The following is a 25,597-nucleotide window of genomic DNA, read 5'->3' as shown; positions in this document are numbered from 1 at the left end:
GTTTGCTCATCAGAAGATCAAGGGCGGAATCAGATCCGCCCCTGTTGTCAGAAAAGAGGGCGCTTAGTCGTCGCCGTTCAATCCTGCCCGATTCAACAGAAACTGCGATAGCATCGGCACCGGACGTCCGGTGGCGCCTTTGGCCTTGCCGGAGCGCCAGGCGGTACCCGCAATATCCAGGTGCGCCCAGTTATATTTGCGGGCAAAGCGTGCCAGGAAGCAGGCAGCGGTAATCGCGCCGCCCGGACGGCCACCAATGTTTGCCATATCGGCAAAGTTGGACTCCAGCTGATCCTGGAACTCATCCGCCATCGGCAGACGCCAGGCGCGATCGCCTGACTGTTCCGATGCGCTGATCAGCTCATGCGCCAGCGGATTGTGGTTCGACAGCAGGCCGCTGATGTGATGACCCAGCGCAATGACGCAGGCACCGGTCAGCGTCGCCACGTCAATCACCACTTCCGGATCGAAACGTTCGACGTAGGTCAGTGCATCGCACAGGACCAGGCGGCCTTCAGCATCGGTGTTCAGTACTTCAACCGTCTGGCCAGACATGGTGGTCAGCACGTCGCCCGGACGCATCGAGCGGCCATCTGGCATGTTTTCACAGCCGGCCAGCACGCCAACTACGTTCAGCGGCAGATTTAGCTCAGCCACCATACGCATCACGCCATAGACAGCGGCCGCGCCGCACATGTCATACTTCATTTCGTCCATGCTGTCGGCAGGCTTGATGGAGATGCCGCCGGAGTCAAAGGTCAGCCCTTTACCCACCAGCACAATCGGGCGCGCATCAGCATCCGGATTGCCTTTGTATTCGATCACTGACATCAGCGATTCGTTTTGCGATCCGGCACCGACAGCGAGATAGGCGTTCATGCCCAGCTCTTTCATCTGCTGTTCGCCGATCACCCGGGTGGTCACATTTTTACCGAACGCATCAGCCAGCTGTCGCGCCTGTGACGCCAGATAGGCGGCATTACAGATATTAGGTGGCATGTTGCCGAGATCTTTAGCCGCTTTCATACCGGCGGCAACCGCTAATCCATGCTGGATCGCCCGTTCGCCGCTGGTCAGTTCACGGCGGGTCGGCACGTTAAAGACCAGCTTACGCAGCGGACGACGCGGCTCCGCTTTGTTGCTCTTGAGCTGGTCAAAGTTGTAGAGCGCCTCTTTTGAGGTCTCCACCGCCTGACGCACTTTCCAGTAGGTGTTACGGCCTTTGACATGCAGCTCAGTCAGGAAGCAGACCGCTTCCATTGAGCCGGTGTCGTTCAGCGTATTAATGGTTTTCTGAATGACCTGCTTGTACTGGCGTTCATCCAGCTCACGCTCTTTACCGCAGCCAATCAGCAGAATTCGCTCAGACAGGATATTTGGCACATGATGCAGCAGCAGTGTCTGGCCCACTTTCCCTTCCAGTTCGCCGCGGCGCAGCAGGGCGCTGATGTAGCCATCGCTGATTTTATCCAGCTGTTCGGCAATCGGTGACAGACGACGCGGTTCGAAAACGCCAACGACAATGCAGGCGCTGCGCTGTTTTTCCGGGCTTCCGCTTTTTACACTGAACTCCATGCACTCTCCTGAATCTTAAAGACAACGGCCGCGGCTGCCGCTAGAATGTAGCGCGCTAATGACCCATTTATTCATTGTCGCAGCATGACATTCTGCCGCTGGAGGTCATAATGAATCAGGGTGACAAGATGTTGTTTTTTCACCACCCGGACGCGTTTTTCATACAATTTTAGCTACGGCAACGGCCATTGATGAAGAAAAATGGCTGATAAGCGTTGAAACTAGCGATTTTCCTGCAAAAAGACAAGTTTTCACAGGCGTACTAAGCGTGATCATCATTAGATATCTGGTTCGGGAAACGCTCAAAAGCCAGCTGGCTATCCTGTTTATCCTGCTTCTCATCTTCTTTTGTCAGAAGTTAGTCAGGATCCTGGGAGCCGCGGTGGATGGCGAAGTGCCGACAAACCTCGTTCTGACCTTGTTAGGACTCGGTGTGCCTCAAATGGCACAACTTATACTGCCCTTAAGTCTGTTTCTGGCGATCCTGATGACGCTGGGGCGGCTCTACACGGAAAGTGAAATTACGGTGATGCACGCCTGCGGCCTGAGTAAGGCCGTACTGGTTAAAGCAGCGATGGTACTGATGCTGTTTACCTCGGTGGTGGCGGCTGTGAACGTCATCTGGCTGGGGCCGTGGTCATCCCGTTATCAGGATGAAGTCACGCAAAACGCCAAAGCGAATCCGGGGGCGGCGGCGATGGCCGCCGGCCAGTTCCAGACCTCCAGTGACGGCAGTGCCGTGCTATTTGTTGAGGATGTGAAGGGCAACCAGTTTGGTAACGTTTTCCTGGCGCAGTTACGGCCAAAAGGTAACGCGCGGCCTTCAGTCGTACTGGCTGACAGTGGTCACATGGAGCAGCATAAAGATGGCTCGCAGGTGGTGACGCTGGATAAAGGCACCCGCTTTGAGGGCACGGCACTGCTGCGTGATTTCCGTATCACCGACTTCACCAACTATCAGGCAATCGTGGGTTATAAAGCGGCAACGCTCGATCCTAATGATGCAGAGCAGGCGAGTCTGACTGATCTGTTCGCGAATAAGACACCTGAGTTTCAGTCCGAGCTGCACTGGCGTCTGACACTGGTGTTTGCGGTGCTGGTGATGGCGCTGATGGTGGTGCCGCTCAGCGTGGTGAATCCACGTCAGGGTCGCGTGTTGTCGATGCTGCCCGCTATGCTGCTCTATCTGATCTTCTTCCTGATGCAAAGCTCGCTGAAGTCGAGCGGCGCGAAAGGGCGGCTCGATCCGGCGATCTGGATGTGGGTGGTGAATATCAGTTATCTGGTGCTGGCGGTACTCCTTAACCTGTGGGATACGGTGCCGATGCGTCGGATTCGCGCCCGCTTTACCCGCGGAGGGTCGGTCTGATGTTTCGCGTACTTGACCGCTATATCGGTAAAACCATCTTTAATACCATCATGCTGACGCTGTTCATGCTGGTGTCGCTCTCCGGCATCATCAAGTTCGTCGATCAGCTGCGTAAAACCGGCCAGGGCAGCTACAGCGCGCTGAGTGCCGGTTATTACACCCTGCTCAGCGTGCCGAAAGATATTGAGATTTTCTTCCCAATGGCGGCCCTGTTGGGTGCGCTGCTGGGACTGGGCGCACTGGCGCAGCGCAGTGAGCTGGTGGTGATGCAGGCGGCGGGCTTTACCCGCATGCAGGTGGCGCTGTCGGTGATGAAAACCGCGATTCCGCTGGTGCTGCTGACCATGGCGATTGGTGAGTTTGTAGCGCCGTCAGGCGAGCAGATGGCGCGTAACTACCGGGCGCAGCAGCTTTACGGCGGCGCACTGGTGTCGACGCAGAATGGTCTGTGGGCGAAAGATGGCAATAGCTTTATCTTTATTGAGCGCATTAAAGGCGACAACGAAATTGATGGCGTCAGCATCTACAGCTTTAACGATCAGCGTCGTCTGCAGAGCGTACGTTACGCGGCGACGGCGACCTGGGATGCGGCTAAAAAGCGCTGGATGCTGTCACAGGTTGATGAGTCTAACCTCACCGATCCGAAGCAGATTACCGGTTCACAGAGCCTGAGTGGCGAATGGAAAACCAATCTGACGCCGGACAAGCTGGGTGTGGTCGCGCTGGATCCCGACGCATTGTCGATTCGCGGTCTGCATAGCTACAGTAAATATCTGAAGCAGAGTGGGCAGGAAGCGGGACGTTATCAGCTGAATATGTGGAGCAAGATTTTCCAGCCGCTGTCCGTAGCGGTGATGATGCTGATGGCGCTGTCGTTTATCTTTGGTCCGCTGCGTAGCGTGTCGATGGGTGTCCGTGTGGTAACCGGTATCAGCTTTGGCTTCCTGTTCTACGTGCTGGACCAGATTTTTGGCCCGCTGAGTCTGGTTTACGGCTTGCCGCCGATTTTGGGGGCGATTCTGCCAAGCTTTGCGTTTTTCGCGATCAGTATGTTTATGTTGATAAAGCGGCGTTGATCTTTATCCCGAAAAAAGCCGCCTCCGGGGCGGCCTTTTTCATGGCAAACACCGGGCGCCAGTTTAGTGGTCCAGCCGTCTGATACCTTCCACAGGCACCCGGGCGCACTCGTCCGATACGCGTTCTGCCCAGTACCAGCCGTTCAGCGAGGTCATTACACTAACCTGCTCACCGGGGCTGACCGTCAGTTCCTGCGCGCAACAGGTTTTCCGGCAGAGAGCCTGATGGGAACTGAGCAGGGAAAAGTATTGCTGAGGTGCCCAGCCTGCTTTTCCATTAGGCTGGACGGCAAGTGCCAGGGAATGACGCCGCTCAACGTATGCGTTATGCCTCCATCACCTCATCCAGTCATTAATCAATGCACCATACAGCACCTCCGCTTCCGCTAACCGACTCAGCAGGCAGTATTCATCGGTCTGATGTGCCATTGATGGCTCGCCAGGACCGAGGATAATGCAGGGCGGCGTGCCCAGCGCGGGCAACAACAGCGACGCATCAGTGAAGTAGGGGACAATGCGCGGTGTCAGCGGGGCGTCATGTAACGCCTGACAGTGCTGATAAACAGACTTAATCCAGGCCTGGTTGTCTTCGCTCAGCACCGCAGGCAGATCCACCAGCGTAGTCACCGTTACGCTGTCTCCCAGTAAAGTTGTCAGTTGCTGACGAATGGCCGCGTGCTGCAGATTGGGTGCGCTACGGATATCCACGTCAAACTGCGTGCGATCGGGCACTGAGTTAATGTTCAGGCCGCCTGCAATGCGTCCGACGTTAAGGGTCGGCTGCTTCATCAGCGGATGTGGTGCGCCAGGTGAGAAATGCTGAATTTTGCCCAGTGCCTCCGCCGCCAGATAAATGGCATTAATGCCCAGCTCAGGCATCGCGCCGTGCGCCGTTTTGCCCCGGGTTTCACAGCGAAGCCACAGCGCGCCTTTATGACCAATAACCGGATAGTTGGCGGTAGGCTCGCCGACGATCAATGCGCCCACCTCGGGCAGGTCATTGGCGTCAATCAGCGCCCGCGCGCCGTCGCAGCCCGTCTCTTCCCCGCCAGTGATCAACAGTACAACACCAGAACCCTGTTGAATCGTCTGCTGGTGCGTCACGCAGGCGACGGCAAAGGCCGCTACGGCGGCCTTCATGTCACTCGATCCGCGCCCGTAAAGTTTGTCCCCCACGCTTTCACCGTAAGGATCGTACTGCCAGTCAGCATTGCCGAGCGGTACGGTATCCAGATGGCCGGTAAACGCCAGCTTCGGTCCGGGCTGACTGCCAGGCAGACTGGCAATCAGGTTCAGGCGATTTTTACCGAAGGGGGACAAGGTGACGTCAAAGCCATGTTCCACCAGCCAGTTCGCCAAAAAGTGCATGCAAGCCGCTTCATTACCCGGTGGGTTTATGGTGTCAAAGCGCAGCAGCTGCTGCGCCAGTGTCTGACTCTGGCTCATCAGTCGCGCACCGTTAACCAGTCCAGGCAGTTGATCCACAGCTGGCGATAACCCTGCCACTGGGCGAATTCCTGCGGCAGCCAATGCGCAGACATATCGCTGGTCCAGACCAGTGAGCGACCCTGCTGATACTCGCGCACCGCCAGCAGCGGATGTGACGTACCGGCAATCGTCGCCAGCAGTTTGCCTTCAGGATGCATTTCCACTTCGTTATAACCCAGTAACCACGGCCATTTGTCTGGCATATCGGTGAACAGCGGGTGGGATTCAGTCATGCTGGGATAAGCGCCTTCAGGCGTTTCGATGCGGTCATCCCACGCCAGGCAGCGCACCGGCAGCACTTTCTCAACTGCCGTGTTACGATAGCGCGCGCCGCCATTGATACCCTGAAAACTAAAGTAGCCGCCAATCATCATCAGCGCGCCACCCGCGGCTACATAGTCGTGGATCAGCGTCAGGCGGTTCGCCGTGCGCCGGCTCTTCAGCCAGGTATCCGGATGTAGCAGCAACGTATTGGCCCCGATGTCGGACAAAATGATGGCGTCCCACTGCTGGAGCCCGTCAAGCGTCAGCGGAAACTCGGCGGCGGCGGCATGGGCAGGCATGTAGGTGATGGCATAATCACTGTCGGCCAGCGCCGCCATAAAGTCGGTTGCGCCATTATGCCAGGTGGCGGTGGCAAACTGATCGAAGCCTTTGACGTGAACGGATGTGCTGGTCCAGGACTCGCCGACCAGTAAAATTTTCTTCTGCATTGCGGTTCTCCCTTACCCACCAAAAACGCGCTGTGGGTTAGCAATCAGTAAGGTTTCAAGTTGTTCGCCGCTTACGCCGTGGCGTTTCAGGCGCGGAACAAAATGTTTAAGGATGTAGCCATAACCGTGACCGCCGTAGCGGGTTAGCATGGTTTTCAGGAACACGTCCTGCGACAACAAAATCTGTGCAATAAAGCCGTCATCGATCAGCTCGCGAATAGCACGGGCATTCTCCTCATCGGACGGTGACTGCGCAGATTCATCGGCGTAGTAATAACTCATGCCGATCATGTCGTACTCCAGAAAAGCTCCGCGCTGCGCCAGTTCGTGCTGGTAACGCTTATCCGCAAAGCTTGGGTTCATGTGGCACAGCACGACATGGCGCAGGTCAGCCCCTTCTTCTTCAAGGATATCCAGCACCCGATGGCCCAAACGCTCCCAACCGGGCAGATGCACCTCAATCGGTACGCTTGTCGCAGCACTGGCACGGCCTGCAGCTCGAAGGGATTTCTCTTCATTGGGGGTAAAGCGGCTGGACACGCCAATCTCGCCGATGAGTCCTGCCAGCACGTCGGGTTTGTCTTCTCTGCCGCCCAGGTCGTAAATCAGCTTGTCGGTCAGCGTTTCAACGCTGATCGTTTTCATCCAGTCCGGATGTGACGGTTCCAGATACAGCCCGGTGCTCATGATGATATTCAGCCCGGTCAGGCGCGAGATCCGTTGCAGGGCTTTTGGGTCGCGACCAATACCGATATTAGTGGGATCTACTACCGTATCGCCGCCCAGCGCCCGGAACTTCATTAGCTCTTCAATCGCCAGATCCACATCAAACAGCTGACAGTTATCGCGGCTGATAAGCGGATTGAGTGACAGTTCGCCCAGGTTTTGAATGCTGACCGGCATCTCCGCCAGATGACGATCGCTACAGCAGCAGGGCGGCACCCATTTGCCGGAGGCATCCAGCAGAATGTGTTCGTGCATCAGCGTTACGCCCATTTCACTCACCGGCAGCGGGCCGAGCACAGTCATCACATAGCCGCTGCTGATGCCCAGCGGCAGCGGATCGGGATGGCGAAAAATGGAATGTTTCATACGCTATCCTTTTGCCGCCGATCGCGTCGGGTTGAGAATGCGGGTGTTCAGCCAGATCGCCAGCAGAATAATCGTACCGGTGGCGATCTGCGTGTAAAACGGGGAGATATGCGACAAAATCAGGCCATTCTGGATAATGGCAATCGACAACGCGCCTAACAGCGTGCCAATAACGGTGCCGAAGCCGCCGAACAGGCTGGTACTGCCCAGCACCACTGCAGCGATAACCTGCAGCTCAAAGCCTTCGCCCTGGTTAGAAGAGCCGCTGCCCAGACGGGCGGTGATGATCATGCCCGCCAGCGCCGCCGCCATGCCGCTGATGATGTAGACCTTCATGGTCACGGCTTTAGTGTTAATCCCGCTACGGCGCGCGCCTTCTGCATTCGCGCCAATCGCCGTAACATAGCGACCAAAACGCATATGGTTCAGCACGATATGGCCGACCACCAGCACCACCATCCCAATCAGCGCGGGCATCGGAACGCCCAGCACCCAGGCGCGTCCCATAAAGGCGAACAGGCTGTCGGCAGGGATGGGAATGGAGTAGCCCTGGGTGATCAGCAGCGCCACGCCGCGCACCACCGCCAGCGTCGCCAGCGTGACAATAAAGGCTGGAATGCCTTCATAGGCGATAAAGAAGCCGTTGATGGCACCGACCAGTGCGCCCAGCAGCAAGCCGCCCAGCAACACTACCGGCCAGGGAAGGCCCCAGTTATTCAAGGCGATCGCGGACAGGGCACCGACCAGTGCCAGCGTCGATCCCACGGAAAGATCGATCCCACCCGTGGTAATCACCAGCGTCATCGCCGTGGCGACGATCAGCAGCGGCGCACTCTGGCGAATAATATTCAGCCAGTTAGTGCTGCTGAGAAAGTTGCCGGTGATCAGCGAAAACACCACGCAGCAGAACACAAAAAACAGCGCGATGCTGACCACGCCAGAGTGGTTGTGCAGAAGGCGACGCGGCAACGAGTGCTGTGCCATACGGGAACTGTTCAGATTCATAATCGTCATCCTGTTACCTCACTCAGTGCGCTGCGGCCGAGCGGGCGACAAATTTCTCACCCACGATCAAATTGACGATCTCGGTCAGATCCGTTTCGGCCACCCGGCGTTCCGCCACGTTGGTGCCTTCGTACATCACCATAATGCGATCGCAGACCAGGAACAGATCCTGTAAGCGATGAGTGATCAGGATGACACTCACGCCACGTGCCGACACCCGACGGATCAACTCCAGCACCGCCTCCACTTCAGCGACGGCCAGCGCGGCGGTGGGTTCATCCATGATCAGCACTTTGGGATCGAAGGCGGCAGCACGCGCAATGGCAATCGCCTGGCGCTGCCCGCCAGATAAATTGCGCACCAGCAACCGCGTGTCCGGGATAGAAATCCCCAGGCCTTTCAGCATCTCCCGTGCGTCAGCGTGCATTTGCTCTTCATCCAGAAACGGAATCCCAAGAATGGACTTCATCGGCTCACGTCCCATAAACAGATTGCCTGCCACATCGACGGTGTCGCACAGCGACAGGTCCTGATAAACCATCTCGATATGGCAGCGACGTGAATCCGCCGGGTTACTGAAATGCTGGTCCTCACCATCAATACGAATCGTGCCGCTGGTAGGCACGACTGCACCTGAGAGCACCTTGGTCAGTGTGGATTTACCCGCGCCGTTGTCGCCCACCAGGCCCAGCACTTCACCCGGGGCCAGTTGCAGGTTTACGCCGCGCAGAGACCGTATCGCGCCGTAAGTTTTGGTAATATTCACCATCTCTACCCGTGTCAGGGCAGTTTGTGCTTGTTGCATGTGATCACTCCCATCACCGCTAACGGGACAGTTACTCTGCATGCAAAAAGGCGTTATCCGGCACGGTTTACGCCCTTGTAAACCGGTTTACCTGCAAGACAAAACCTTTGTGACAACACACAGAACAACACGCTACAACGATATTTGTTTGCCGGATACGGCGTTGCAGCTTCCGTGCCAGCCTGTGAATAGGCGCTACACTCACGGTCTAACTAACTGTAATAAAAAACATTTAAAATTTAATTTTAGGTAAACCGGTTTACTTAATATAACCAGGCGAAATTTAAAAGCTCATTATTTGCGCCAAAGCTGTGCGCTTTTGCGCCATTCTGGGACGTTGTTAATATATTTGTATTGAATCGCGCGCCACCCATTCTACCGGCAGGCGGGTTTCGGCGGGAACGGGGAGGTCGTCATTCAGAATGCGCAACAAGATCTGGACCGCCGTGCGGCCCAGCTCCCGTGCGGGCTGGCGGATGGTTGAAATACGGGGTTGGGTAAAGTCGGCATAGGTCGCGTCATCAAAGCCCACCAGCGACAACGCCTCGGGAGCTTTAAGTCCGCGCGCGCGCAGGCCATCCATCAGTCCCAGCACCAGATAATCACTGGCAGCGAAGACGGCGGTAGGGCGCTCAGCGCGGCTAAATAGCCGTTCCAGCGCCTGTTCACCGAACTTACGCTGGTATTCACCGTACATCACCCATTCGGGCGGGACATGCAGGCCGGCCTGCTCCATCGCGGTGCAAAAGCCCTGATAGCGCTCTCGCACGCTCATCAGTTCATCCGGCCCGCCAACAAAGGCAATATGCCGGTGACCTGCGGCGATCAGGTTTTCGGTAGCAATCCGGCCACCCTGAACATTGTCGGCAAAGATCTTGGGCACCACGCTACCAGGAATGTCCTCATCCAGCAGCACGATGCGCTGGTGGCGGTTAATTTCTTTGCGTAACAGGCCGTTATCAGGATGGTTGGTGGTAAACAGCAGGCCGTCCACCTGGCAGGTATCCAGCCAGCGGATAAACTGACTCTCTTTGTCTGGATGGTTTCGGGTAATGCACAGCACCAGGCTGTAGCCATGGGCAGAGGCGGCTTCTTCGGCGGCATCTGCCAGTTCGGCAAAGAAGGGATTGGTGATATCGGGCAGCACCAGCCCCAGGGTTTCGCTGCCGCCCTTGCTCAGGCGGCGTGCCAGGCTGTTACCGCGATAATCCAGTTGACGAATCGCCGCTTCGATGCGGTCAATCGTCTCTTGTGGCAGCATAATACTTTGATTCATATAGCGGGATACGGTCGCTTTTGACAGTCCGGCCAGCGCTGCAACATCGGATAACAGCACCCGTTTTTTACTCATATCACCTGCCATCTTGCCCGGAATAAGCTATCAGTAACACAGTTGCGCGCAGCGAATACAGTTTTTTGCATGACCGCTGACGATAAAATAATCGCTTGACAAAATTTAGCCAGAAGCGAATGTTAAAGGCAGTTTACCGCATTACCCGGGAGTCACTCCCCAACCCGATTAATCCCTTTCACACGTGCACCATAATGGACGGTGTGCAGAAAGTCGATTATTCAGGTCCTGGCTGAAGCAGCCATTTCTACGATATTTGCCCGCCAACAATAATCCCTCTGCATTTCGATGCGGAGATCGACTGGTTATCGCTCATTCCCGACGAGGAATTTTAAGATGATGGCATTTAACACCAGAAAACTGCGTGCTGTTGCGCTGGCAACCGGCTTACTGTCTGCGGGTTCTTTATTTTCACTGGCGCAAGCCGCCACCACCTACGCGCTGGTTCAGATTAATCAGCAGGCCCTGTTTTTTAATCAGATGAATAAGGGTGCACAGGAAGCAGCGAAAGCCAGCGGTAAAAATTTAGTGATCTTTAATGCCAACGATAATCCCGTGTCGCAAAACGATGCGATCGAAAATTATATTCAACAGGGCGTGAAGGGCATTATGGTGGACGCGATTGACGTCAACGGTATTATGCCAGCCATAAAAGAAGCGGCCGCCGCTAAAATACCGGTGATTGCGATTGATTCGGTATTACCGGCGGGCCCTCAGGCAGCACAGGTGGGCGTGGATAACCTGGAGGGCGGCAAAATTATTGGTAAATATTTTGTCGACTACGTGGCGAAAAATGGGGGTGGCAAAGCACGACTGGGCATCGTGGGCGCGCTGAATTCGGCCGTGCAGAACCAGCGTCAGAAAGGGTTTGAAGAAACCATTAAGAGCAATCCGGGCATCACCGTGGCGGACGTGGTTGATGGCCAGAACGTGCAGGATAGCGCGATGACGGCGGCAGAAAACCTGATCACCGGTAACCCGGATTTAACCGCCATCTATGCGACCGGTGAACCGGCACTGCTGGGTGCGATTGCTGCCGTTGAAAACCAGGGGCGTCAGAAGGACATCAAAGTCTTTGGCTGGGATCTGACGTCAAAAGCCATTAGCGGCATTGATGGCGGTTATGTCACGGCCGTGCTGCAGCAGGATCCGAAAAAGATGGGTGAAGAAGCGGTAAAAGCCCTGAACGCGCTTACGTCGGGCAAAACCGTGTCAAAAACCATTCTGGTGCCGGCCACGGTGGTAACCAAAGCCAACGTGGACAGCTACCGCGCGATGTTTAAGTAATCGCTGACTCGCCGCCTGTATGGAGCAGCGCGGCGAGTTCCTCTGCGGTGGGGAAGGCCTGAAGTGTCCCATGACGGCTGACGGTCAGCGCAGCGGCATGACTGGCGTGAGTAAGTGCTAACTTATCAACTCCACCCCCACGCAGGGTCGCCGAAGCCAGCATCACGGCAAGAAAAGTATCACCTGCGCCGGTGGTATCTACGGCATTGGCGGGTTGCGCCGGGGAAAATGTTCGCTGGTCGCCCTGAGTCAGCCAGGCACCTGCGCTGCCGAGCGTGATCACTACCGTTTTAACCGCGCGGGGTTGCAATTGTTGCGCTTCGTGCTGATTCACCACCGCAATATCCACCAGCGGCCAGCACGAGACAAAACCGACGTGCACTGGCGAGGGGTTGAAGACGGTGATAAGGCCAAGGGATTTGGCCAGGCTAAATAGCGCATGGGTTTTCTCGGGCGAGAAATTGCCCTGCTGCACGAGCAGATCGCCCGGACGCGCGCCGGCAAGATGGTGGCTAAGTGTATGGATATCCAGCGCATCTGCCGCCGTTGTACTGGTAATAATGGCATTATCGCCATCAGCGCTGTGCAGAATAAGCGAGGTGTCGCTCAACGCAGTAAGGGGTTGGGTGGGGAGTAACGTCACTGGCTCGTTCATGAGCTGCTGACGGATCCATTTTCCATTGCTGTCATGACCGGTCGCGGCAATTAAATACGTCTCAATGCCGCAACGGGATAAAATTATCGCCTGATTCGCGCCTTTACCGCCGATATCCTGCGAACGTTGATAACCATGAACAGAGGCACCCTTAGCCGGAATATCTGAAACAGACCAGGTTTCATCAACAGTAATATTACCAGCCACATAAACACGCATAGTGTTTTCCTGAACAGGATAAAGAAACGATGGTTGCTATCTCAGCAGAAAAAATTGATGCAATACAAGCGATATTTTCCCGTCCTAAAGCTGTTATTGGCGTCATTCACTGTGACCCCTTTCCGGGGTCGCCAAAATATCGCGGCAAACCCGTCAGCGCGATAATTGATCGCGCATTACGTGACGCAGAAAATTATATTCTCGGCGGCGTTCACGGTCTGATTGTGGAAAATCATGGTGATATTCCTTTTTCAAAACCTGAAGATATTGGCCCGGAAACGCCGGCGCTAATGGCGGTGATTACGGAAAAAGTGCGCGAACGTTTCGGCGTGCCGCTGGGCATTAACGTGCTGGCAAACGCAGCATTACCCGCTTTTGCTACCGCGCTGGCGGGCGGGGCGGATTTTATCCGCGTTAATCAATGGGCTAACGCTTATATCGCCAACGAAGGTTTTATTGAAGGGGCAGCCGCGAAAGCGCTGCGCTACCGAAGCCAGCTGCGCGCCGAACATATCAGGGTGTTCGCCGACAGCCACGTTAAACACGGCAGCCATGCGATTGTGGCCGACCGCTCCATTCAGGAACTGACCCGCGATGTCGATTTTTTTGAAGCCGATGCAGTTATTGCCACCGGACAGCGCACCGGTGACAGCGCTACGCTGGACGAAATCGACGAGATCCGTGCCGCCACCGCCTTACCGCTGCTGGTGGGTTCGGGCGTTACGCCCGTCAACGTCTGCCAGATTCTGGCGCGTACCCAGGCCGTGATTGTGGCCAGCGCGCTCAAGGTGGATGGCGTCTGGTGGAACGATGTGGATCGGGACAGGGTAAAACATTTTATGGCCGTGGCGCAGGTTGCGCTGGATCAAGCGTAGCCGCCGTTTATTACCTGGCGCAGACAACAAAAAAACCCGCGGGTGAGGCGAGGTTTTTTGTTTACGTCAGCCCCGTAAAGTGCGGCGCACAACATGCCGCACCTGGCTCAGACCAGCCAGCCTTTCACCATCGGCAGCGCTGCCGGAATCTGCGAGAGCAGATAGAGAATCAGCCCGATGGTGCCGCCGACCAGCGTGCCGTTGATGCGGATGAACTGCAGGTCTTTGCCGATATTGAGTTCGATCTGCTGCGACATGTCGCGCGCATCCCAGCTCTTCACGGTGTCGCTGATGTGACGCGTCAAAAAGCTGGCAAACTCCGGCGCAACGCTGCGCGCGGCCTGTTCCAGATGCTGGTTCATGGAGTCACGCAGCGCCGGGTCGGCCGCCAGGGTTTCGCCCAGCCATAATGCCGCACCGCGTACTTTCTCCTGCACCTGGGAATCATCACTGCTAAGATCCGCCTTGAGCCAGTTACGCATGTCATTCCACAGCTCACCGATGTAGCGGTTAAACGACGCATCCTCTTTCAGCCAGCCTTTAATCTCCTCGGCGCGCTCGGCCATTTCCGGGTCGTTCTGCAACTTAACGATTAGCTTGTCTACCGCCCGGTTAAAGCCAAGGCGCAGCTCATGGCCCTGATCCAGCGACACATCATCCAGCAGCGAATCGACCGCGTTCGCCACCAGCTCGGCGCTGTGTTCGCCCAGCCATTCAGTCGGCAACATTTTGGCTTTGATTGGATGCTCGCGTTTCAGCCAGCGCACCAGCTGCAGGGCAATAAACTCGCGGGTAGTGGGCTTATGCAGCAGTTTCAGTAGCTGCTCGATTGCCGCGTCCAGTAGCGCCTGATGACGGTTGTTTTTCGTCAAACTCTCCAGCAGCAGGGCGCTGGTCTGACTGAGATCGACCTTATCAATCGCACGATGCACCGCGCGGCGCATAAAGGTCTGGATCCGTGCGTCATCAGTGAGGTCAAGGAAGCCGCGCATGACCTGGAGCAGATGGCGGCCAACGCGGTCGGCATTGCCCGGCGCATTCAGCCACTGTGCCAGCAGGTTTGAGGGATCGTGACGGCGAATCAGATTCAGCAGCGAGTCGGTATCAAGAAACTTCTCCTGCACAAAGCGCCCGAGGTTTTCCCCGATACGATCTTTGTTGCGCGGAATGATGGCGGTATGGCGCGAGATAAAGGGCACCGGCACGCGCCGGAACAGCGCCACCACGGCAAACCAGTCCGCCAGCGCGCCGACCATCGCGGCTTCCGCTATTGCTTTGACGCCGCTGACCCAGAAGCCGGGCGGCAGAAAAAGGGTGACAATAAAAGTCGCGGCGGCGAGCAGCAGTAACAGCAGCGCCAGACGTTTTGTCCGTTTCAGTTCGTGTTGTTTATCCATATCCTGATCTTAGCAGAGAGCCTGGTTCATCGGCGACGACCACCCAGCAGGCTGCCGAGTACGCCACGGATGATTTGATTGGTGATCTGGCGGGTGGCACTTTTCGCCATGGTCTGCACCATACCGTCGTGCCTGCCACCGCGCGGGCCGGTCCGGCCAAACAGGATCTCTTTGAGGCCACCGAGAATGCCATTATCCACTGCCACGTTCTCACCTTTCGCTGGAGGCGCACCGGCCTGATCGCTGGCGGCCTGAAACCCGTTTTGCAGCCGTTCAAATGCCGATTCGCGATCGATTCCGGTGTCATATTTGCCATACAGCATTGAATGGTTGATCAGGCCGTTGCGTTCATCGCCTGTAACCGGACCCATGCGTGAGCCGGGCGCAATCACCATGGCGCGTTCCACTACCGACGGGCTGCCTTTGGCATCCAGCAAGGAGATCAGCGCTTCGCCGGTGCCCAGCGTCTGAATTGCTTCGACGCTTTTAAAGGCCGGATTAGCGCGCAGGGTATCGGCTGCGGTTTTCACCACCTTCTGATCTTTGGGGGTGAAGGCGCGCAGGGCGTGCTGGATGCGGTTGCCGAGCTGGCCCAGCACCCGATCGGGAATATCCGCCGGGTTCTGGGTGACGAACCAGACGCCGACCCCTTTGGAGCGGATCAGCCGCATCACCTGTTCTATTTTTTCCAGCAGCACCGGCGGCGCGTCGGTAAACAGCAGATGCGCCTCATCAAAGAAGAAGACCAGCTTTGGCTGATCGAGATCGCCCGCTTCCGGCAGATGTTCATAAAGCTCCGACAGCAGCCACAGCAGGCTGGTGGCATAGAGTTTCGGCATCTGGTAGAGCTTTTCGGCGGAGAGGATGTTGATCACACCTTTGCCGTTACTGTCGACGCGCATCCAGTCGGCGATATCCAGCATCGGTTCACCAAAGAAGTGTTCCGCGCCCTGTTGCTCCAGCGTCAGTAATCCGCGCTGGATCGCACCGACCGAAGCGCTGTTGATGTTGCCGTAATGGGTCTGGAAGCTTTTGGCGTTGTCACCGATGTACTGCGTCATGGCGCGCAGATCTTTGACGTCCAGCAGCAGCAAACCCTGGTCATCGGCAATGCGGAAAATAATCTGCAGCACGCCGCTCTGCACCTCATTCAGGTTCAGTAACCGCGCCAGTAGCAGCGGACCGAGATCAGAGACGGTGGCGCGCACCGGATGCCCTCTTTCACCGAAGATATCCCACAGCACCACCGGATTGCTTTGCGGCTGCCAGTCGGTGACGCCGATTTTTGCCAGCCTCTCCTGTAGCTTCTCGCTGGACTGGCCCGCCATCGCCACGCCGGTCAAATCGCCCTTAACGTCAGCCATAAAGACCGGCACGCCACTGGCGGAGAACGATTCGGCCAGCTTCTGCAGCGTGACAGTTTTACCGGTGCCGGTTGCACCGGTGATTAAGCCGTGGCGGTTCGCCATTTGCGGCAACAGATGAAGTTCGACATCTGGCGTACGGGCAATCAATAGCGGGAAAGTCATGATTTCCACTCTCAGGCATTGGGTTATGCCTGAAGAATAGCAAGTGGGAGACAGACAAGAGGAGAACAATTCATCAAAAACGCGGCCGCTGCCCACAGAGCAGCGGCCTGAAAACCGAGATTTACTTCTGCACTTCTTCGAAATTGAGCAGGCTGACGCCAATGCCCTGTTGCAGGTGACTGAGGTTGCTGCGCACCGCCACCTGGGACGCGCCCTGTAACAGCAGGACAAACGGTGAATCCTGCTGGACGCGGGTTTGCAGCTCTGCGTAGCGGCTGCGACGTTTCACAGCATCGCTTTCACCGGCAGCGACGCGGGTCTCTGCGCTGAGTTCCGGGATAGACCAGCCGACGCGCCAGGCCAGGGTTTTGCCGCCACCCGGAACGTTAGATGCAAAAGTGCTGGCGTTAGTGTTGGGATCGATGTAGTCCGCGCCCCAGTAAGAGAATATTGCCTGGAAGTTACGGCTGCGCATTTTACTCCACAACGCCGATTCTGCCACCGGCTGGATATCGAGCTGTACATCCGCTTTGGCAAAGCTGGCTTGTAGCGCCTGCGCCACGTCGATATAAGGTGGCTGGTTCACCACGGTCAGCGCGATATGGGTTCCGGGCTTGATGCCACCTTTTTGCAAAATCGCCTGCGCCTTTTTCAAATCGTAATGGAACGGCGTCGTGTTCAGCGCACCATCGAAACCGTCCGGCAGGAAACTCTGATGGATGCGGTACTGACCTTTCAGCAGCTGGTTCGCCAGGCTGTCATAGTCAACCAGCCAGCGTGCTGCCTGCCACAGTGCCGGATTCCCCAGCGCCGGTTGCTGCGGGCTTTGGGTGTTAAAGCCCAGGTAGTAAACCAGGCTGGACGGGAAGGCATCAATACGCACATTGGCGGTATCTTTCAGGGCGGCAATTTGATCCGGGCCGAGTTGATAAGCGACATCCACATCACCCTGTTGAATCAGCAGACGGCGGCTACCCGGGTCGGCTACACCCTTGAGCAATACCCGCTTCAGGTGCGGCTTCTGGCTGCTAGTGGGATTGGCCTCCAGTACCAGCGCCTGCAGCGGCACAAACTGTTTGATGGCATAGGCGGCACTGCCCGCGGAGTGCACTTTCAGCCAGCTATTGCCGTAATCGTTGTTGCTGGCGTGCTGCTGTGCCAGCTTGCTGTCGACGATGGAGGCAACTGGCGCGGTCAGCAGGCGTAGCGCCAGATCGCTGCCGATCTCTGCTGGCCAGCGCAGCTCAAGCTGGTGGTCGTTGATCACGGTAAACTGCTGATCGATATTTTCCGGCGTCCAGCCAAATTCACCCAGGATAAAAGAGGGCGCTTTGTTAAGTTTGACCGCGCGGGTTAATGAAAACACCACATCCTGAGCAGTCAGTGGATTGCCGCTGGCGAAGCGGGCCTGCGGGTTGAGGTCAAATACCAGACTGTGGGGTGTTTTGCCGGCCTGCCAGCGCGAGGCAGCCAGTGGGGAGAGCTGCTGAGGATTCTGATGATTCGGCTCCAGTAGCGTCTGGTAGATATTGCGCAGGCTGCTGCTGCTGACCGTTTCAAAACTTTCCGCCGGATCGAAACTGATGATGCCATCAAGCGGAACGGCAATTACCAGCGTATCGGCAGGCGTGGCGGCGTGTGCCGGGTGAACCAGTGCCAGAGCAGTAAACAGTGACAAGAGTGTTTTGCGCATCGAGAGTTATCCTGAGTTGTTGTTCGCTCTACTCTATCGGGCGTCGGATAATCTCCAAATGCGGGTTTGTTATGAGCTTTGCACAATTATTAGCGTAGCTATTCAGGCAAAGAGATAAACAAGATAGTGACGGTAAGTAATTATTTTGCTGTTACTTTTACGCTGGAAAAAATAAGGAGGGTTTTCCTCAGACGATCACAAATTGCGCAGGGTCTGATTGTATGGCTATCAAAGTCACTATAGTGTTATCAATGAGGATGATTCACTTGTATGGAAGTATGATATTTTTTTATCGGTTATTCAGCGTGATGATGACATGGCGAAAATAATACCCCTTACTCCTGCGTTAAAATAGCTAAACACCCGATGTTTATGCGGTTTTATCTCCGTTTTCCGGGCTGTAATTCTTTTACCTTGCTGTAACCTCTCCGCAACGTCATGATGAATTTTTACTGCGACACACTTTAAATTCAATTTTTACATTCAGACATATCTATATCCCTAATATTGCCAGGTTATTAACCGATATGTTCTGTTTGTCACCCATAATAATTCTACCCGCCGTTGTACGTTCTGCTGTGGTCTGTGCTGTGCGCGTTAATTTCGGCGATACGTAATCTGTCGCGACCAGCCTTTCAGCGCCATAACAAATAAAACGGGTATTTAGCAGATGAGAGTCGTGCGGATATGCTTTTAGAAAAACCCACCACCAGGCGTAAATTTTTGCTCGGTTCACTGCTGGCGTTGCCATTAAGTGAACTGGTCTTTAAGGGCATGACTGCGGCACAGGCTGCAGAAATGGCCGCACCCGAGTTAGCCGATTACACCCCGATCTTTTTCAGTGCCGATGAGTGGCAGTTCATTCTGGCTGCCACCGACCGTCTGATTCCGGCGGGCGGTAAAGGCAAAGCGCCAGGCGCGCTGGAAACCAACGTGCCGATCTTTATCGATCAGCAGCTGCACAGCGAATCGTTCGGCAGCGAAATCTATATGCAGGGGCCGTTCAATACTCAGGCTCCCGCCACCCTGGGTTATCAGATCCCGTTCCGCCCTCAGCAGATGTATCAGACCGCTATCCGGCTGATTAATCAGTGGTCGCAGAACACGCATCAGAAAGCGTTTCATGCGCTGACGCTGGCAGAGAAAGATGCGGTGCTGACCCAGGTTAACAAAAACGAGATCGACTTTGTCGCGCTGGGCGAAGCCGATCTTAAGCCTTCTCATTTCTTCAGCCAGCTGCTTTCAGATACCAAGCATGGCTACCTGGCCGACCCGATGTACGGCGGCAATAAAGGCATGAAAGCCTGGATCGCCATCGGGTTCCCGGGCGCGCGTGCCAGCTTCACCGAATGGGTGAAACAGCACAACGTTCCTTATCCGCTGGGTCCGGTCAGCATCAAAGGTGAACGCGCATAAGGCGCTTCCACATCAGGTATTTGAAACAGGATTATCATGGCACAGGTTACTAAAAAAGAAGTCGACGTCGTGGTCTGCGGCCTCGGCTGGGCAGGCTCGCTGATGAGCATCGAGCTGGCACTGGCTGGTCTGGACGTGCGCGCCCTGGAGCGCGGCGGCGATCGTGATTATGACGAGTTCGCCTACCCGAAACCGGCGGATGAATACGCCTATGCGGTGCGCGATAAAGTGTTTGCGACGCCCGCCGAAGTAGCGGTTACGGTTCGCTACAACAGCAGCCAGACGGCATTGCCGACCCGTAAATGGGGCGCATTTGCACCGGGCACTGGCGTAGGCGGTTCCGGCCTGCACTGGACAGCGGTCCTGATCCGTCCGACGCCAACCGATATCAAACTCAAGAGCTATGTCGATGAGGCTTACAAGCCGGGCATTCTGCAGGATGATATGCGGGTAATGGACTTCCCGTTCAGTTGGGAAGAGATCGAACCGTATTACTACAAATTCGAACTGATTTGCGGCCAGTCCGGCAATACCGGCAACCTGCGCGGTAAAATCCTGGAAGGCGGCGACCCGTTCGAAGGCCCGCGTTCCGAGCCTTATCCGCTGCCTGCGCTGGATGACACGCTGAACAACGTGATGTTCAAAGAGGTGGCAACTAAACTCGGCTACCACCCGTTCCCGAACCCGTCAGCCTGTGTATCGCGCGCGTGGAAAAACCCGTACGGCAACCAGATCGCCCCGTGCAACTACTGCGGTTATTGCAGCAAATATCCCTGCCTGAACTACTCCAAAGCGTCGCCGCAGACCGCAGTAATGGATTCGCTGAAGCGCATGCCGAACTTCTCTTATGAAGTGAATGCGGAAGTGATCAAGGTGGTGCTGAACGATGATAAGAAAACCGCCAAAGGGGTAATCTACATCGATGCACAGGGCAACGAGTGCTTCCAGCCCGCGAAAATCGTGGTGCTGAGCAGCTTCCAGCTCTACAACGTGCGCCTGATGCTGCTCTCCGGGATCGGCAAGCCTTACAACCCGATTACCGAAGAGGGCGTGATTGGCCGTAACTACGCGTTCCTGTCGAACGGCGGCGCAACGCTGTTCTTTAAAGATAAGAATTTCAACCCGTATGCCACCGCGGGCGCGACCGGCCAGATGTTTAACGATATCTCGCCAGGCAACGTCGACGGTCCTTCACTCGGCTTCCTGGGCGGCGCGAAGATCCACAGTTCGCAGGCGACCGGTACGCCGATCAGCACCGCGCTGCCAAAAGGCACGCCGACCTGGGGCATGGGCTACAAGGAAGGTCTGGAAGAGTGGTACGGTCATTCGATGAAGATCAGCATCACCACTACCTGCCAGTCTTACCGCGACATCTATCTGGATCTCGATCCGAACTACCACGATCATCGTGGCTTGCCACTGCTGCGTATGACATTTAACTGGAAAGAGAATGAGCTGAAGCTGCAGCAGCATCTTAAGGGCATCGTCGGCAACATCGCCAAAGAGCTGAACCCGGACAGCATGAGCATGAGCTTCCTGCCGATGGGCGCGGACTTTGACCTGACCAAATATGTCTCTACCCACAACGTGGGCGGCGCGGTGATGGGCGATAACCCGAAAACCTCGGCGCTGAACAAATATCTGCAGAGCTGGGATGTGCATAACGTCTTTGTGCCGGGCGGCAATGCTTTCCCGCAGAACTTCCAGGCGAACCCAACCGATACCATCGGTGCGATTACCCTGATGGCGGCACAGGCGATTAAAGATCAGTATCTGAAAAATCCCGGCCCACTGGTACAGGCATAAGCGCATGAATAAGCTGAAACTGAAGTCTTTTATGTTCGCCAACGCGGTGCTGTTCGCCAGCGGATTTGTGCTGCCGGCTCACGCCGAAGATGAAGCGCAACTGATCAAGCAGGGCGAATATCTCTCGCGGCTGGGCGATTGCATGGCGTGCCACTCACTGCCCGGCAAACCGGCCTATTCGGGTGGACTGGCGATTGAGTCGAACCTCGGCACCATCTTCTCCACCAACATCACGCCCGATAAGCAACACGGCATCGGCAACTACAGCGAGCAGCAGTTCGCTGACGCGGTGCGCAAAGGGGTATTACCGGACGGTTCGCATCTTTATCCGGCGATGCCGTACCCTGATTACGCCAAAATCAGCGATGCCGATATCCACGCGCTTTACGTCTACTTTATGAAAGGCGTGCAGCCAAGCGCGGAACAGCCACCGGAAACCGATCTGAGCTTCCCGTTCAGCCAGCGCTGGGGCATGCGGTTCTGGAACTGGGCGTTCGCGTCCGATAAGCCGTTCCAGCCGATTGGTGGGGCATCAGCCGAAATCAACCGCGGTGCCTATATCGTGGAGAGTCTCGGTCACTGCGGCAGCTGTCATACGCCGCGCGGTCTGGGCATGAACGAGAAAGCACTGGATAGCGGTGACGATAAATTCCTGGCAGGCGGCAGCCTGAACAACTGGGATGTGCCATCACTGCGTGGCCTGCCACGCTGGAGCGAGCAGGAGGTGGTGGACTACCTGCAGACCGGTCGTAACGATAAAGCGGCGGTGGGCGGCGAGATGACCTCGGTGATTGAGCACAGCAGCTCACACATGACCGACGCCGATCTCAAAGCCATCGCAGCTTACCTGAAGTTTCTGGGCGGTAACCCGCCGCTGCAGGCTTACGATGTGAAGGCGCAACAGGCAACCGAAGCGAAACTCACCGCGGCGAAGAACCTCAGCGAAGGCGAGCGGCTCTATCTGGATAACTGTGGTGCCTGTCACTTTGTGACCGGCAAAGGCGCACCAGGGATCTTCCCTGAGCTGGATGGGGCAACCATCGTCAATGCCAACGATCCAACCGGGCTGATCCACACTATCCTCGCAGGCGCACAGCAGCCTTCGACCGAAAAAGCCCCCTCTACACTGGTGATGCCGGGCTTTGGTCAGCGTCTGAGCGACGATGAGGTGGCGGAACTGGCCACCTTTATTCGCCAGGGCTGGAGCAACAGCGCTCCGGCGGTGAGTAAAGATCAGGTAGCTGAGGTGCGGAAAACGCTGAAGTAAATCGACCCGTTGCCGGCTGGATCGACTCAGCAAAAGAGAGGAGGAGCGCATGCGCTCCTCTTTTTTATTTAAAAGGTGTGCGCCACTTCCAGCACGCCGTTAATGATAAACTGCACGCCCATGCAGACCAGTAAAAATCCCATGAGACGCGAGATCGCCTCAATGCCGCTTTTACCGACCAGCTTCATGATGGCACCTGAACTGCGCAGCGAGATCCACAAAATCAGGCTCACCAGCAGGAAGGTCAGCACTGGCGCAACACTGATCACCCAGGCGGGAAAATCGACGCCACTTTTTACCGTCGAGGCGGAAGAGATGATCATCGCAATCGTACCCGGCCCGGCCGTGCTCGGCATCGCCAGCGGCACAAAGGCGATATTCACTGGCTCTTTGGCGCCATCCAGCTCATCCAGTTTATGTTTTGCCTCAACCGAATGACCCGCAGGCTTCGCCGGGAACAGCATCCGGAACCCGATAAAGGCGACAATCAGGCCGCCCGCCATACGCAGGCCAGGAATGGAGATGCCGAAGGTGTTCAGCACCGCGCTGCCCGCGTACCACGCCACCATCATGATGGCGAAAACATAGATAGAAGCCTGGCGCGCCTGCCGGTTGCGTTCCTGGAAGTTCATCTCACCCGCCAGGCCTAAAAACAGCGCCACGGTGGTGAGCGGATTGGCGAGCGGCAGGATGACGACCAGCCCCAGACCAATCGCTTTAATCAGTTCCAGCATGTCCGATCTCCCCGATTAGTGTTTCGGGCGCTCCAGCGCCTCAAGCAACTCCGGGAAGAAGTCCTGCAGGATTTCCGGCGTCATCAGTTCGGGATACTGCATCAGATGCTCACGGATACGCTCATTGACGTCCGGCAGCAGACGCTGGGCCGCGGCGCTGGCGGTGATTTTGTGCTTCTTCATAGCGCGCAGCAGATCCCCTGGTAGCGCGTCTTCGTCGTCGGCGTCATCGACCATCTCCAGCGCGTCCAGCTCGTCGAACATCTCCATCAGCGCTTCGGTCTGCGGCGTGCGCGACTCATATTCGCGCGGATGTTCATCTTCCAGGAAGCGCAGCATGGCGCGCATCGGTGTACCGTCTGGCGTGGAAGGCGGTTCAGAGGCGAACCAGCTCAGCAGCTGATGCATGGTGACCTGATGGACGCGAAAGCCGCTGTCGACCAGTTCATCGGCCAGCAACTCGGCAGTTTCATTTTCAATCAGGCAGATATGGGTGCGTTTGGGTTCGTACTGCTCCAGCCACTGATAGATCTCTTCAATAACGCCGTCGTCATACTCGAATTTTTTGCTGAGATAGCTGTCGTCTTGTTCATGAACGCAGGCCTGAATCTGGTCGGGGTCGAAGTAAAGTGCGATGTTGATGCCTTTCATGCGTGCTGTCCTGTAGAAATCAAAACAACACTATAGCGCTCAACCCCAGGTGAAGGGAATGTCAGGCGTCACAGCATGAGGGCGTTTAATACTCCCCTCTGAGCAGAGAGGGGAGAGAGAAGGGAAGCAGATTAGGAGATAAAGTTTTTGCCCTGCTTTAGTACTACGTCACAGGCTTTGGTTTTCAGCTTCTCACCCATTGGTGAGTTGCTCAGGCTTTGCAGATTGAGCTGCTGGCCATTACCGGTATTCAGCAATCCTGCTACGCCCTGGGTATAATCGGTTTTCTGTTCCTGGGCGGTCGTGGTATTCAGACCGAGCTTACTCAGCACCTGATCTTTAACCGACTGCACATTGTTTTTCACCACGTTGTGTTCGACGCAGTACTGCATCACACCGGCCGCGTTGGTCATGCTGTTAGCGCTGACCGCTTTGTCGCCGCCGCCCAGCAGGCTGGTAATAGAAGAGAGCGACATGCCGCCATTCTGCTGGGTGGTACTGGTGGTGCTACCAGTGTTTTGCTGGCTGAGCTGCGATGCTGCACTGCTCAGCTGATCCTGCCAGCTTGCCGCTGATGCACTGCCTGCCACCAGAAGTGCCGCCAGTCCCCATCCCCACGCACTGCGTTGTGCTTTTTTCATTTCAACCTCGGTATGTGCTTATTCAGTTTTGCTAAGAAAGGCTAAATAGCAGAAAGTTCCTGAGTTTCTTCCTTAAATAGCGCTTTCAATAGCGCTTTGGGAATATTCTGCAATAGAGACGATGAAATATTCAGATGCGTGTGGGTGTTATTATTTCGTGAGGTAATTTTCTATAGTCAGTAATAAGCACGCTCTGCTGAAATATTATTTAATATCCTTGCGGCATTTATCAGGAATTGTCCTGGTTTAAATAAAAGTTACCGCTTTTCTTATAGAGTGTTTTATAAGTGATTGCGTCTGGCTTGGTAATATTTACATGGGAAATTACTTGTTTATAACTTCATGTATTTCAGGTTATTTTTATTTTTAGCGCAGCGTGCATTTAAGCCTGGTCACTGGTTTTTGATGCGGTTTTCTGTGCCGTAATTAAATTGAGCTAGCGGAGTTTTTTATTATTCCGGCTTGCGAAATCCGCGAGAGTGTTCATGCTTAATCACTGTGTCAGGCAGTTGTGGCAGATATTTAATTTAACGGGAGCGATATTATGGCTGGACAGCCAGAGCACAATAATAATGCAGAGGTCACGCTTAAACTCGCGGAAGAGAAAATAGCCCTGACGAAGCAAAAGATTGTGGATGGACATGTCCGCGTTACCCGTTCTACAACTGAACATGACGAGGTCATCAGTACGCTGCTTAACCGGGAGAAGGTTGAGGTTGAGCATGTAGCGAAAGCGCAGCCCATTGAAATGATGCCCGACATCAGGGAAGAGAACGGTGTACTGATTGTCCCGGTAGTAGAGGAAGAAATCCAAATCGTCAGAAAGCTGGTGCTTAAAGAGGAGATCCACATCCGAAAAGTGCAGGAAAACGTTCCTTTTCAGGAAGTGGTGACCCGACGTGAGCAGCAGGTGAAAGTTGAGAGAGATGACGATCAAATTAGCTAACAGAGAG

Annotated in this window: 22 protein-coding genes; 8 read left to right on the top strand and 14 right to left on the bottom strand. The window is 55.6% G+C overall.

The annotated features are described in order from the left end of the window. Positions 1 to 63: 63 nt before the first annotated feature. Positions 64 to 1,575: a leucyl aminopeptidase gene (pepA, locus tag WFO64_RS09695; RefSeq protein WP_337011145.1), complete on the bottom strand. Its 1,512-nt coding sequence runs from the start codon at positions 1,573 to 1,575 to the stop codon at positions 64 to 66. Between the two features lie 268 nt (positions 1,576 to 1,843). Between pepA and lptF the strand changes: the two genes are divergently transcribed. Together lptF and lptG are read left to right on the top strand one after the other, a co-directional pair. After that, positions 1,844 to 2,944, top strand: coding sequence for an LPS export ABC transporter permease LptF (gene lptF / locus WFO64_RS09690; RefSeq protein WP_337011143.1), 1,101 nt, complete (start codon positions 1,844 to 1,846; stop codon positions 2,942 to 2,944). Then, positions 2,944 to 4,020, top strand: a complete 1,077-nt coding sequence (lptG, locus tag WFO64_RS09685; protein WP_337011141.1) for an LPS export ABC transporter permease LptG — start codon at positions 2,944 to 2,946, stop codon at positions 4,018 to 4,020. Before lptF ends, lptG begins: the two co-directional genes overlap by 1 nt. A gap of 336 nt (positions 4,021 to 4,356) precedes the next feature. On the opposite strand, the gene WFO64_RS09680 is transcribed toward lptG, so the two are convergent. The 6 genes from WFO64_RS09680 to WFO64_RS09655 form a co-directional block, all read right to left on the bottom strand. Beyond that, positions 4,357 to 5,466 (bottom strand): M20 family metallopeptidase, encoded by a 1,110-nt coding sequence (locus WFO64_RS09680; protein ID WP_337011511.1) that lies wholly within the window; start codon positions 5,464 to 5,466, stop codon positions 4,357 to 4,359. Further along, complete coding sequence (locus WFO64_RS09675; RefSeq protein WP_337011139.1) at positions 5,466 to 6,221, bottom strand: glutamine amidotransferase; 756 nt, start codon at positions 6,219 to 6,221, stop codon at positions 5,466 to 5,468. Before WFO64_RS09675 ends, WFO64_RS09680 begins: the two co-directional genes overlap by 1 nt. A gap of 12 nt (positions 6,222 to 6,233) precedes the next feature. Then, the gene (locus WFO64_RS09670; RefSeq protein ID WP_337011137.1) at positions 6,234 to 7,313 is read right to left on the bottom strand and encodes a phosphotriesterase family protein; all 1,080 of its coding nucleotides are present in this window, start codon (positions 7,311 to 7,313) and stop codon (positions 6,234 to 6,236) included. 3 nt (positions 7,314 to 7,316) lie between these two features. Then, the gene (locus WFO64_RS09665) at positions 7,317 to 8,318 is read right to left on the bottom strand and encodes an ABC transporter permease (protein WP_337011135.1); all 1,002 of its coding nucleotides are present in this window, start codon (positions 8,316 to 8,318) and stop codon (positions 7,317 to 7,319) included. A 22-nt stretch (positions 8,319 to 8,340) separates the two neighbouring features. Further along, positions 8,341 to 9,087, bottom strand: a complete 747-nt coding sequence (locus tag WFO64_RS09660) for an ATP-binding cassette domain-containing protein (protein WP_337011509.1) — start codon at positions 9,085 to 9,087, stop codon at positions 8,341 to 8,343. 376 nt (positions 9,088 to 9,463) lie between these two features. Then, positions 9,464 to 10,486: a LacI family DNA-binding transcriptional regulator gene (locus WFO64_RS09655; RefSeq protein WP_337011133.1), complete on the bottom strand. Its 1,023-nt coding sequence runs from the start codon at positions 10,484 to 10,486 to the stop codon at positions 9,464 to 9,466. 324 nt (positions 10,487 to 10,810) lie between these two features. Here WFO64_RS09655 and WFO64_RS09650 point away from each other — a divergent pair, with 324 nt between their 5' ends. Continuing rightward, the gene (locus WFO64_RS09650; protein ID WP_337011131.1) at positions 10,811 to 11,761 is read left to right on the top strand and encodes an ABC transporter substrate-binding protein; all 951 of its coding nucleotides are present in this window, start codon (positions 10,811 to 10,813) and stop codon (positions 11,759 to 11,761) included. Here the strand turns inward: WFO64_RS09650 and WFO64_RS09645 are convergent. Then, positions 11,754 to 12,635 carry a PfkB family carbohydrate kinase gene (locus WFO64_RS09645; protein ID WP_337011129.1) on the bottom strand — a complete coding sequence of 294 codons (882 nt, stop codon included), beginning with the start codon at positions 12,633 to 12,635 and terminating at the stop codon, positions 11,754 to 11,756. The two genes, WFO64_RS09650 and WFO64_RS09645, sit on opposite strands and share 8 nt — an antisense overlap. A gap of 29 nt (positions 12,636 to 12,664) precedes the next feature. Between WFO64_RS09645 and WFO64_RS09640 the strand changes: the two genes are divergently transcribed. Further along, positions 12,665 to 13,510 (top strand): BtpA/SgcQ family protein, encoded by an 846-nt coding sequence (locus WFO64_RS09640; protein ID WP_337011127.1) that lies wholly within the window; start codon positions 12,665 to 12,667, stop codon positions 13,508 to 13,510. A gap of 107 nt (positions 13,511 to 13,617) precedes the next feature. Here WFO64_RS09640 and WFO64_RS09635 read toward each other — a convergent pair whose 3' ends face one another. The 3 genes from WFO64_RS09635 to WFO64_RS09625 all read right to left on the bottom strand — a co-directional run bounded on the left by WFO64_RS09635 (position 13,618) and on the right by WFO64_RS09625 (position 18,129). After that, positions 13,618 to 14,907, bottom strand: a complete 1,290-nt coding sequence (locus WFO64_RS09635; protein WP_337011125.1) for a DUF445 domain-containing protein — start codon at positions 14,905 to 14,907, stop codon at positions 13,618 to 13,620. 26 nt (positions 14,908 to 14,933) lie between these two features. Beyond that, a complete protein-coding gene (locus WFO64_RS09630; RefSeq protein WP_337011123.1) occupies positions 14,934 to 16,436 on the bottom strand; it encodes a helicase HerA-like C-terminal domain-containing protein in 1,503 nt (500 codons plus the stop codon). Between the two features lie 121 nt (positions 16,437 to 16,557). Next, positions 16,558 to 18,129, bottom strand: coding sequence for an ABC transporter substrate-binding protein (locus WFO64_RS09625; RefSeq protein ID WP_337011121.1), 1,572 nt, complete (start codon positions 18,127 to 18,129; stop codon positions 16,558 to 16,560). 687 nt (positions 18,130 to 18,816) lie between these two features. Here WFO64_RS09625 and WFO64_RS09620 point away from each other — a divergent pair. The 3 genes from WFO64_RS09620 to WFO64_RS09610 are packed head-to-tail and all read left to right on the top strand — an operon-like array spanning position 18,817 to position 22,618. Then, positions 18,817 to 19,545, top strand: a complete 729-nt coding sequence (locus tag WFO64_RS09620) for a gluconate 2-dehydrogenase subunit 3 family protein (RefSeq protein ID WP_337011119.1) — start codon at positions 18,817 to 18,819, stop codon at positions 19,543 to 19,545. Between the two features lie 36 nt (positions 19,546 to 19,581). Continuing rightward, positions 19,582 to 21,351 carry a GMC family oxidoreductase gene (locus WFO64_RS09615; protein ID WP_337011117.1) on the top strand — a complete coding sequence of 590 codons (1,770 nt, stop codon included), beginning with the start codon at positions 19,582 to 19,584 and terminating at the stop codon, positions 21,349 to 21,351. Positions 21,352 to 21,355: 4 nt separating this feature from the next. Next, positions 21,356 to 22,618 (top strand): c-type cytochrome, encoded by a 1,263-nt coding sequence (locus WFO64_RS09610; RefSeq protein WP_337011115.1) that lies wholly within the window; start codon positions 21,356 to 21,358, stop codon positions 22,616 to 22,618. 68 nt (positions 22,619 to 22,686) lie between these two features. Here the strand turns inward: WFO64_RS09610 and WFO64_RS09605 are convergent, their stop codons facing one another. The 3 genes from WFO64_RS09605 to WFO64_RS09595 all read right to left on the bottom strand — a co-directional run bounded on the left by WFO64_RS09605 (position 22,687) and on the right by WFO64_RS09595 (position 24,644). After that, positions 22,687 to 23,352: a MarC family NAAT transporter gene (locus tag WFO64_RS09605; RefSeq protein WP_337011113.1), complete on the bottom strand. Its 666-nt coding sequence runs from the start codon at positions 23,350 to 23,352 to the stop codon at positions 22,687 to 22,689. A 15-nt stretch (positions 23,353 to 23,367) separates the two neighbouring features. Then, positions 23,368 to 24,003, bottom strand: coding sequence for a hypothetical protein (locus WFO64_RS09600; RefSeq protein ID WP_337011111.1), 636 nt, complete (start codon positions 24,001 to 24,003; stop codon positions 23,368 to 23,370). Between the two features lie 131 nt (positions 24,004 to 24,134). After that, positions 24,135 to 24,644, bottom strand: a complete 510-nt coding sequence (locus WFO64_RS09595) for a DUF2501 domain-containing protein (protein WP_337011109.1) — start codon at positions 24,642 to 24,644, stop codon at positions 24,135 to 24,137. A 544-nt stretch (positions 24,645 to 25,188) separates the two neighbouring features. Here WFO64_RS09595 and WFO64_RS09590 point away from each other — a divergent pair. Beyond that, on the top strand, positions 25,189 to 25,590 hold the full coding sequence (locus WFO64_RS09590; protein ID WP_337011107.1) for a DUF2382 domain-containing protein: 402 nt from the start codon (positions 25,189 to 25,191) through the stop codon (positions 25,588 to 25,590). The last annotated feature ends 7 nt before the right edge of the window (positions 25,591 to 25,597 follow it).

This window comes from Pantoea sp. AS142, assembly GCF_037152305.1.
GTDB lineage: Bacteria > Pseudomonadota > Gammaproteobacteria > Enterobacterales > Enterobacteriaceae > Pantoea.
The sequence above is the reverse complement of the archived record's forward strand: the minus strand, read 5'-3'. Positions and strand labels throughout refer to the sequence as shown.